Source organism: Leptothrix discophora (assembly GCF_030705305.1).
GTDB lineage: Bacteria > Pseudomonadota > Gammaproteobacteria > Burkholderiales > Burkholderiaceae_C > Sphaerotilus > Sphaerotilus discophorus.
The window spans coordinates 597,247-605,318 of sequence record NZ_JAUZEE010000002.1 but is presented as its reverse complement, the minus strand read 5'-3'; the positions used below and the strand labels follow the sequence as shown (position 1 = coordinate 605,318).

Sequence of the window (8,072 nt, the reverse complement as noted above, 5' to 3'; positions counted from 1 at the left end):
CGGTCGTGGTCGCCACCGACTTGCCGTTGAGCTGGTCGATGTTGGTGATGCCCGAACTGGCCTTCACCGCGATGCGCACCTCCTCGACATAGGTCGTCATCGCGAAGGCGACGTCCTTCTGCCGCGCGGCGTTGTTGGTGGTGGAGCCGCACTCCAGGTCGACGGTGCCGTTCTGGACCAGCGGGATGCGGTTCTGCGAGGTGACCGGCTGGACCTTGATGTCCAGCTTGGCCAGGCCCAGCTGCTTTTGCAGGTCCGCCGCGATGCGGTAGGCCATCTCGGTGTGGAAGCCGACGTACTTGCCGTCGCCCAGCGTGTAGGCCAGCGCGCCGGAGGACTCGCGCACGCCGAGCGTGATGCTCGCGCTGTCCTTGATCTTCTTGAGCGTGTCGGACTGGGCTTGCGCGGTGCCGACGGCCAGCAGCGCGGCGGCCAGGATCAGGGTCTTGTTCATGGTGTCTCCAGGTGTCGGGTCAGGTCGAAACAGGTCAGGTCAGGTCGGGCCGGCAAGGCCATCAGTACTCCATGAAGACGCGCTGCAGCGTCTTGCTGTCCGCGCCCTTGGCCAGCGCGACCAGGGTCAGGATGCGGGCCTTCTGCGGGTTCAGGTCGTGAGCCACCACCCAGTCGTACTGGTCATCGGGCTGCTCGGCATTGCGCAGCACGAAGCCGCCGCCGACCACGCGGGCCGACCGCACGATCTGAAGGCCCTGGGCACGCAGCTCGCGCAGCGCCGGCACCACCGGGCCGGCGACCGAGCCGTTGCCGGTGCCCGCATGCACGATGGCCTTGGCACCCTTGGCGGCGAAGGCGCGGTAGGCCGTGTCGCTGGCGTTGCCCGAGCCATAGGCGATGTCGACCTGCGGCAGCGCGTTGATCTGCTCGATGTCGAACTCCGAGTTCATGGTGTGGCGCTTGGCCGGGGCGCGGAACCAGTACGTCTTGCCCTCGACGACCATGCCCAGCGGGCCCCAGGGGCTCTTGAAGGCCTCGGTCCTGATGTTGATGGACTTGGTGACGTCACGGCCGTTGTGGATCTCGTCGTTCATCACGACCAGCACGCCCTTGCCGCGGCTGCTCTTGTCGGCCGCCGTCGTCACGGCGTTGAGAAGGTTGAGCGTGCCGTCGGCCGACAGCGCCGTGCTCGGGCGCATCGAGCCGACCACCACGATGGGCTTGTCGGTGCGCACGGTCAGGTTCAGGAAGTAGGCCGTCTCCTCCAGCGTGTCGGTGCCGTGGGTGATGACGATGCCGTCGACGTCGGCCTGTCTGGCCAGCGCCGCGACGCGCTTGCCCAGCGTCAGCAGGTGCTCGTTGGTGAAGCTCTCGGAGGCGATCTGGAAGACCTGCTCGCCACGCACCTGGGCGACCGCCGACAGCTCGGGCACGCCGGCGATCAGCTTGTCGACCGGCACCTTGGCGGCCTGGTAGGTGGCGCTGTTGGTGGCGCTCGCGCCGGCACCGGCGATGGTGCCGCCGGTGGCCAGCAGCACGACCTGCGGCTTGGCGGTCTGGGCATGCACGGCGGCGGCCAGCGTCAGGGCGGCCAGGCCGGTCGAGAGCTTGATCAGGAAGGACTTCAGGGACATGGAAGCGGACTCCGGAAGGGAACGACGAAGGGGGTGGGAAACGGAAGGTGGGACGGGACGAGAGACGGGACGAGACACGGGACGAAAGCGGGCCTGCGCTAGTCGCGCGGCCGGTCATTGGGGGAGCGGTACAGCGCCAGCAGCGCCTCGGAGGGCGGCCACGCGAGGTTCAGGCCCCGCGGCGGGATGGGCTTCTGGAACCAGCGCTGGTAGATCTTGAGCGCCTCGCCGGACTGCATCAGGCGGGCCAGGCCGGCGTCGACGACGCGCTTGAACTCGGCATCGCCGCGCCGCATCGCGCAGGCATAGACCTCGGTCGACATGGGCTGGCCGACGACCTCCCAGTCGTCCGGCCGCAGCGCCCGGGCGCGCACGCCGTGCAGCAGCGCGTCGTCCATCATGTAGGCATCGGCGTCGCCGGTCTCCAGCCGCCGGAACGAGGCGTCGTGGTCCTTGGTGGCCTCGATGGCCAGGGCCATGCCGCGCCGCTCCGCATAGGTGCGCAGCAGCCGCTCGGAGGTCGTCCCGGCGGTCACGACGACACGCTGGCCGGCCAGGTCCGGGAAGTCGCGCACGCGGCTGCCGCGCGGCACCATCAGCCGCGTGCCGATGACGAAGATCGAGTTCGAGAAGGCGACCTCGCGCTCGCGGGCCACGTTGTGCGTGGTCGAGCCGCATTCCAGGTCGACGGTGCCGTTCTGCAGCAGCGGGATGCGGTTCTGCGCCGTCACCGGCACCAGCTTGAGGGTCAGGGCCGGCAGCTTCAGCTCGGCCTTGATGCCATCGAGCAGGCGCAGCATCAGCTCATGCGAATAGCCCACCACCTGCCGCCGCGCGTCGTAGTACGAGAACGGCACCGAGGCCTCGCGGTGACCCAGGCTGATCGTGCCGGTCTGGGCGATGCGTTCGAGCGTGCGGTCGGTCTCGGCGGATGCCTTCAGGGCGGGTGCCTTCACGGCCTGAGCATTCATGGCCTGCGCATTCACGGCCTGCGCCCGCACAGGCAGCGCCAGCCCGGCCGCGATGGCCAGCAGGCTCAGGCTCGTCAGGATCGACACGGTCAGGCGCTTCATGCCCGGATGGATTGCACGCGCCGTGCCAGCGGTGATCCGTCGGCTCGTCGTCGCCAAGTCCTTGATTTGTCTGGCGGCGTGCATGTTGCGCCCGGCCGGCGTGGTCGGATTCCCGATCGGCACGGCCCGATCGGCCCGGGCGACGTCCGGATTTCCGACCAGGGCAAGCGCCGAGCGGCGTGGTTCAATTCATCGCAGCCGCTGGCGATCGCTGTTCCGGCCTCGCCCGCCAGGCTCACGCTCCGCCCTTTCCTGACCAAGGCCCGTCCCATGCCCACGCCCGTCCCCTCCCGCGCTGCGGCGCCGACCTGCCCACCGCCAGGCCGCGCCTTCGGACCGCTCGCTGCCTGGGGGCGGTCATGAGCGAGACGCCCGGCTTCCACGCCCGCCCGATGCCGACGCGGGTGCCGGCCTCGCCGCTGACGATCCAGGCCGACCTGGGCGAGCCGGCCACGCCGGGATCGACCCGCTGCGAAGGCCCGGCCCTGCGGCACACCCTGACGGCCGGCGACGCGGCTGCGCATGTCGCCGCCCGTGTCATCGCCGGCGACTTCATCGTCACCGCGCGGGTCGTGGCCAGCCAGGCCCACGCGGCCGACGGGGCGATCCGGCTGGGCTGGACCGCCCGCGAGGGCCTGCAGGCCGGGGACGCGCAGGTCGAGGCCGGGCTCGGTGCCGTCGAGCTGGCCGGGCTGGACGTGCTCCAGCTCGAACGCCGGGGCCGCCTCTGGACCGTCTCGGTCGCCCGCCACGGCGAGGCCCTGCGCGTGCTGCGCCAGGAAGATCGCGAGCTGGCCGATGCGCTGCACGTCGGCCTGTTCGTGCAGGCCGGCAGCGCCACCTTCGACAACGTGCGCGTGGTGCGGCCGCTGCCGCGCCTGCCCGGCCTCTACCTGCAGCGGCCGATCTGCAGCCGGCTCGAACTGCTGGACGTCGACACCGGCGTGCGCAGCGTCATCCACGAGGATGCCCAGCTGTTCGAGGCGCCGAACTGGAGCCGCGACGGCCGCTTCCTGATCATCAACCAGGCCGGCCGGCTGCAGCGCATCGACCTGGTCGACCGGCGCATCGAGGTCATCGACACCGGCGACGTCGTGCGCAACAACAACGACCACGTGCTGTCCTTCGATGGCCGCCAGATCGCCATCAGCAGCCAGGACCCGAACGACGGCGAGTCGCGCATCCACGTGCTGCCGATCGACGGTGGCCGGCCGCGCCGCGTGACGCGCCAGGGACCGTCCTACCTGCACGGCTGGTCGCCCGACGGCCAGCACCTGGTCTACACCGCGCAGCGGCCGGGCAACGACGCCTACGACATCTGGCGCATCGACCTGGACGGCCGCCACGAGACCCGCCTGACCGACGCGCCGCGGCTGGACGACGGCCCGGAGTACGCGCCCGACGGCGCCTCGATCTGGTTCTGCTCGGCCCGCAGCGGCCGCATGCAGATCTGGCGCATGGGCCCCGGCGGCGAGGACCCGCGCCAGCTCACCGACGACGGCCACGACGACTGGTTCCCGCATGTCTCGCCCGACGGCAGCCGGGTCATCTTCCTGAGCTACCTGCCCGGCGAGGTCGATCCGCAGGATCATCCCGGCGGCCGGCACGTGGTGCTGCGCACGATGCCGGTCGATGGCGGCGCACCGCGCGTGGTGGCCTACCTGCATGGCGGCCAGGGCAGCCTGAACGTGCATTCCTGGTCGCCCGACGGCCGCCGCGTCGCCTTCGTCAGCCACACGCTGCCGCTGGACTGAAGGACCGGCCGCCGATCCACCACCCGATCACCCGAGGAGACCCGTCGATGTCGCTGATCCGTCAACTCAAGGCCCGCGCTGCGGCGGGTCGCCCGGTCCGCGTGGCCCTTGTCGGCGCCGGCAAGTTCGGCTCGATGTACCTGTCGCAGGCGCCGCGCACGCCGGGCATCCACCTGGTCGCAGTGGCCGACCTGTCGCCCGACCGGGCACGGGCCTCGCTGGCCCGGGTCGGCTGGGAAGACGCGCGCCATGCCGCCACGTCGCTGGCCCAGGCGGCACGCGAAGGCAGCACCTTCGTCACCGACGACGCAGCGGCGGTGATTGCCAGCGAGCACGTCGACATCGTCATCGACGCCACCGGCAGCCCGGCCGCCGGCATCCGCCACGCGCTGCTGTGCTGCGAGCACCGCAAGCACGTGATCATGGTCAACGTCGAGGCCGACGTGCTGGCCGGCCCGCTGCTGGCACGCCGTGCGGCCGAGGCCGGCGTCATCTACTCGATGGCCGCTGGCGACCAGCCCGCGCTGATCGCCGAGTTGGTCGACTGGGCCCGCACCATCGGCCTGGAGGTGGTCTGCGCCGGCAAGGGCACCAAGTACCTGCCGGTCTACCACCAGAGCACGCCCGAGACGGTCTGGGGCCACTACGGCTTCAGCGAGGCCCAGGTGGCCGGCGGCGACTTCAACGCGCAGATGTTCAACAGCTTCCTGGACGGCACCAAGTCGGCCCTGGAGATGGCTGCCGTGGCCAACGGCTGCGAGCTGGACCCGCCGGCCGACGGCCTGGCCTTCCCGCCCTGCGGCGTCGACGACCTGCCGCACGTGCTGCGGCCGGTGGCCGACGGCGGCGTGCTGCCACGCAAGGGCATGGTCGAGGTGGTGTCGTCGATCGAGCGTGACGGCCGGCCGGTCTTCCGTGACCTGCGCTGGGGCGTCTACGCGGTGTTCGAGGCGCCCAGCCGCTACGTGATGGACTGCTTCCAGCAATACGGCCTGAAGACCGATGCCAGCGGCCGCTATGCCGCGATGTACAAGCCCTACCACCTGATCGGCCTGGAGCTGGGCATCTCGGTGGCCAGCATCGCCGTGCGCCACGAGGCCACCGGCGCGACCGGCACCTGGCGTGGCGACGTCGCCGCGACCGCCAAGCGTGCGCTGCGGGCCGGCGAGAAGCTCGACGGCGAAGGCGGCCACACCGTCTACGGCAAGCTGATGCCCACCGCCGACTCGCTGCGTCGCCGCGCGCTGCCGATCGGCCTGGCGCACGACATGGTGCTGCTGCGCGACATCGGCGCCGGCGAGCTCGTCAGCTGGGACGACGTGCGCCACGACGCGGGCCGTCAGGCCGTGCAGGTGCGGCGCGAACAGGAAGACCTGTTCCGGCGCGAACTGGGTCTCTGAGCCCCTACAGGATCACCGCGTCGCCCATGTCGAGCCATGACCCCGCACCGGCCGCCGCGCCGGTGTCCGAAGGCCACTACCGCGCCATCGTCGAGGCCCAGGCCGAGCTGGTCTCGCTGGCCCGGCCGGACGGCACGCTGGTCTATGTCAACCCGTCCTATGCCCGCCAGGTCGGCTCGACGCCCGCGGCGCTGGTCGGCCGCAGCCTGTACGAGCATGTCCCCGAGGCTGAGCGGGCCGCCGTGCAGGCCCTGATCGCCGAGGTGCTGGCCAGCGGTCGCTCGGTCTGGTCCGAGAACCGCATCCTCAACGGACAGGGCCAGACGCGCTGGATCGCCTGGACCAACGGCGTGCAGGTCGAGGGAGGCGAGACGCTGCTGCTGTCGGTCGGGCGTGACGTCACCGAACGCCGCCGGCTGGAGGAGGAACTGCGCGACAGCGCCGCCTTCGTGCGCAACGTCGCCGACAAGCTGCCGCTGCGCATCGCCTACGTCGACCGCGAGCGGCGCTACCGCTACGTCAACGAGGCGCACTGCAAGCGCTTCGGCCTGACGCGCGAGCAGGTGCTGGGTCGCACCCGCGACGAGCTGCTGGGCCATGCCACGCCCACGCCGATCGATGCCCGCATCAAGGCGGTTCTGGCCGGCCAGGCGCAGCAGTTCGAATACGACGAGCCCTTCGACGGCGAGCTGCGCCGCTTCGAGGTCCGGCTGGTGCCCGACCAGCGCGAGGACGGCGAGGTCCACGGCTACTTCTACCTCGGCCAGGACATCACCGAGCGGGCCCGCAGCGAACGTGCGCTGCGGGCGATCTCGCTGGACGCGCAGCGCCAGTCCGACATCCTGCGGCTGGTCGCCGACGCGATCCCGACCACCGTCGTGGTGGTCAGCGCCGAAGGCCGCTACCGCTTCGTCAACCGCGCCTTCGAGCGCATGACCGGCCGCCCGCGCGAGCAGATCGTCGGCCGCACGCCCGTCGACATCCTCGGTGCGGTCGAGGCCGACCGTCGGCGGCCCTACATCGCGCAGGCGCTGGCCGGCGAGACGGTGAGCTTCGAGCTCGACAAGCCCGGCGAAGACGGCATGCACTGGTTCGAGCTGAACTGCATCCCGCTGCGGCTTGCCGGCGGCGAGGTGGACGGCTTCGTCGGCATCTCGCAGGACATCACCCAGCAGCGCCGGGAACAGGTCCGGCTGACCGAGCTGTCGCAGCGCGATCCGCTGACCGGCCTGCTCAACCGGGCCGGCTTCGAGCTGGCGATGGAGCGCCACATCCAGTCCGGCGGCGGCGCGCGGCTCGGGCTGCTCTACATCGACCTGGACCGCTTCAAGCCCGTCAACGACCAGCACGGCCATGCCGTCGGCGATCGCCTGCTGGCGCAGGTCGCGCAACGCCTGACCGGCCTGGTGCGGCCGGTCGATGCGGTCGCGCGCATGGGCGGCGACGAGTTCACCATCCTGCTGGTCGACCTGGCCCAGCGGGCCCATGCGGAGGCCGTCGCCGCGAAGGTCGTGGCCGCACTGGGCCTGCCCTTCGAGGTCGACAGCCTGCAGCTGGTCATCGGTGCCAGCGTCGGCGTGGCCCACGGCGTCGAGGCCGAGGGCGGTGCCACCGGCCTGGTGCGGCGTGCCGACGAACGGCTCTACCGTGCCAAGGCGGACGGTCGGGGGCGGCTGGCGAGCTGAGGCGCGATCAGGCCGTCGGCGCCTGCACGCGCAGATCCTCGGCGGTCTTGCCGGCGGCGATGGCGGCGAGGAACCAGTTCGGGCGCTTGCCCACGCCGGTCCAGGTGTGGCCCTGGTCGTCGGCGTACTTGATGACCGACGGTCGGCTGGCCTTGGCCGCGTTCGCAGCCTTGGCGGTCTTGTCGGTTTTGGCAGCTTTGGCCGCTTTGGTGGCGACGGCTTCGGCCGCACGGCGACGGACCTTGGGCGTGGCGGCGGCATCGGCCCGGGCTGCCTTGGCACCCGACTTCTTCGCCGGCGCACGAGCCACCCGGCCGTCCAGGCCGAGGTCGGCGGCGGTCAGGCCGTAGTGGGCGATCGCCTCCTTGATGCGGCCGACCACGTCGGCGACCTCGCGCGACCGGATCGCCTCGGCTTCCTTCTGCAGCTTGTCGATCTGGGACTGGATCTGGGCAAGGGTCTTCTTGGTCATGGGCTGGGGTCTCGGCAAGGGCTGGCGGCGGTCAAGCCGAACGGTGCGGGCGGATCACGCCCGATGGCCCGTCCGGCGGGAGTCCCGAGGATACCCAAG

At 71.3% G+C, this 8,072-nt stretch carries 7 protein-coding genes; 3 read left to right on the top strand and 4 right to left on the bottom strand.

The genetic code is table 11. The features are described from left to right. From Q8X39_RS06170 to Q8X39_RS06160, 3 genes are all read right to left on the bottom strand, one after another. On the bottom strand, positions 1–454 hold a 454-nt coding region (locus Q8X39_RS06170), incomplete at its 3' end, for a transporter substrate-binding domain-containing protein (protein ID WP_305748758.1). Between the two features lie 61 nt (positions 455–515). Next, on the bottom strand, positions 516–1,589 hold the full coding sequence (locus tag Q8X39_RS06165; protein ID WP_305748757.1) for an asparaginase: 1,074 nt from the start codon (positions 1,587–1,589) through the stop codon (positions 516–518). 98 nt (positions 1,590–1,687) lie between these two features. Further along, positions 1,688–2,560 (bottom strand): transporter substrate-binding domain-containing protein, encoded by an 873-nt coding sequence (locus Q8X39_RS06160; RefSeq protein WP_407067973.1) that lies wholly within the window; start codon positions 2,558–2,560, stop codon positions 1,688–1,690. 461 nt (positions 2,561–3,021) lie between these two features. Between Q8X39_RS06160 and Q8X39_RS06155 the strand changes: the two genes are divergently transcribed. The 3 genes from Q8X39_RS06155 to Q8X39_RS06145 are packed head-to-tail and all read left to right on the top strand — an operon-like array spanning position 3,022 to position 7,501. Beyond that, positions 3,022–4,416, top strand: a complete 1,395-nt coding sequence (locus tag Q8X39_RS06155) for a TolB family protein (RefSeq protein ID WP_305748755.1) — start codon at positions 3,022–3,024, stop codon at positions 4,414–4,416. 47 nt (positions 4,417–4,463) lie between these two features. Further along, positions 4,464–5,816 carry an NAD(P)H-dependent oxidoreductase gene (locus Q8X39_RS06150; RefSeq protein WP_305748754.1) on the top strand — a complete coding sequence of 451 codons (1,353 nt, stop codon included), beginning with the start codon at positions 4,464–4,466 and terminating at the stop codon, positions 5,814–5,816. A gap of 26 nt (positions 5,817–5,842) precedes the next feature. Continuing rightward, positions 5,843–7,501: a sensor domain-containing protein gene (locus tag Q8X39_RS06145; protein WP_305748753.1), complete on the top strand. Its 1,659-nt coding sequence runs from the start codon at positions 5,843–5,845 to the stop codon at positions 7,499–7,501. A gap of 7 nt (positions 7,502–7,508) precedes the next feature. Here Q8X39_RS06145 and Q8X39_RS06140 read toward each other — a convergent pair whose 3' ends face one another. Beyond that, positions 7,509–7,973 (bottom strand): H-NS histone family protein, encoded by a 465-nt coding sequence (locus Q8X39_RS06140; protein WP_305748752.1) that lies wholly within the window; start codon positions 7,971–7,973, stop codon positions 7,509–7,511. Positions 7,974–8,072 lie beyond the last annotated feature (99 nt).

What these genes read in the sequence shown, in the direction of transcription:
- Q8X39_RS06160 (WP_407067973.1), bottom strand. Translation starts at nt 2,560, where the DNA reads ATGAATGCTCAGGCCGTGAAGGCACCCGCCCTGAAGGCATCCGCCGAG.
- Q8X39_RS06145 (WP_305748753.1), top strand. Translation starts at nt 5,843, where the DNA reads ATGTCGAGCCATGACCCCGCACCGGCCGCCGCGCCGGTGTCCGAAGGC.
- Q8X39_RS06140 (WP_305748752.1), bottom strand. Translation starts at nt 7,973, where the DNA reads ATGACCAAGAAGACCCTTGCCCAGATCCAGTCCCAGATCGACAAGCTG.
- Q8X39_RS06165 (WP_305748757.1), bottom strand. Translation starts at nt 1,589, where the DNA reads ATGTCCCTGAAGTCCTTCCTGATCAAGCTCTCGACCGGCCTGGCCGCC.
- Q8X39_RS06155 (WP_305748755.1), top strand. Translation starts at nt 3,022, where the DNA reads ATGAGCGAGACGCCCGGCTTCCACGCCCGCCCGATGCCGACGCGGGTG.
- Q8X39_RS06150 (WP_305748754.1), top strand. Translation starts at nt 4,464, where the DNA reads ATGTCGCTGATCCGTCAACTCAAGGCCCGCGCTGCGGCGGGTCGCCCG.